The organism is Halobacillus sp. BBL2006 (assembly GCF_000786645.1).
Taxonomy (GTDB): Bacteria; Bacillota; Bacilli; order Bacillales; family Halobacillaceae; genus Halobacillus.
Genome location: NZ_JRNX01000799.1, coordinates 1 through 1,094, shown reverse-complemented (window position 1 = coordinate 1,094; position 1,094 = coordinate 1). Strand labels below are relative to the sequence as shown.

Here is a 1,094-nt window from a genome sequence, read left to right as displayed (position 1 = left end):
ATTCCTTGAAAGTGCTTTCTACCGAGACCCGTCATCTCGGGACTACCCTTGCAAAGGACATATTTCAACAAATGTATGAGACAATGGAAAGTCGGGTTCATTTTACTTTTGAAGCAGATGTACATACGATTTGTAAAAATGAAACCTTTCTAATTAAAACAGATCGCGGAGAATTTACGAGCCGACGTCTAGTACTGGCAACAGGAAAGAGTGGCAGCGAATGGCTGAAGAAACAGACGGAATCTTTGGGTGTAGTCCCTGGTGAGACCCGTCTTGACTTAGGTATTCGAGTTGAAATGCGAGGCAATCAGTTAAATTCGATATTGGGGGAAACGTTTGAAACGAAGTTAAAGTATGAAGCAGATACTTTCACATCCACAACGTATTGTATGAACCCTCAGGGAAGAATCATTCGTAAAAGACAGCATGGTTTAGTGATGCCTGACGGACAAAATCAGAAAGAAGAAGAAACCCCCAGCGGTAACTTAAATTTCACTTTGTTTGTGCCCCGTTATTTTCCTACCTATGAGAAAGCAATGTCGAAAGCAAGGCATGTGATTGGTAATATCAATCAAGGTGGGGAAAGAATAGTCGTTCAAAGGTTAAGAGACTTAAAAACCAACTCTCCGACAAACTGTAGCTCACGACTAGCCATCCGACCTTCTTTAAAAGCAAGTGTCGGAAATCTTCATGATGAAGTGCCCCCCCTTTATGTTGATGCGCTTTTGGAGTTCTTTTCAAAATTAGAAGGATTAATTGGAGAGCAACTGGACCAGGATACCTTGCTTTACGGCATAGACGCTAAGTTTTTTGAACCAAAGCATTATACCGATTCACAATTCATGACCCAGATCACTGGCTTATATCTTATCGGCGATTGTTCAGGAGAAACTCATTCACTTTCTCAGGCGGCGGCAAGCGGTATTTATCTAGGTCAACAGTTAGGACACTAGTTTTTATCAATACAACCTTGTTCTATGTTTAAGGAGGATATGATGGATTTCATGGAAATTGCGCTAGGTGTAGGCCTCGTCTATTTCATTTTACTTACTATTGCGGTCGCATCAGCGAAAAGTAGAAAATAGCAAATGACC

Annotated in this window: 1 protein-coding gene; it reads left to right on the top strand. The window is 41.2% G+C overall.

The genetic code is table 11. The features are described from left to right. On the top strand, positions 1-953 hold a 953-nt coding region (locus LD39_RS19815; RefSeq protein ID WP_035552478.1), incomplete at its 5' end, for a hypothetical protein. Positions 954-1,094 lie beyond the last annotated feature (141 nt).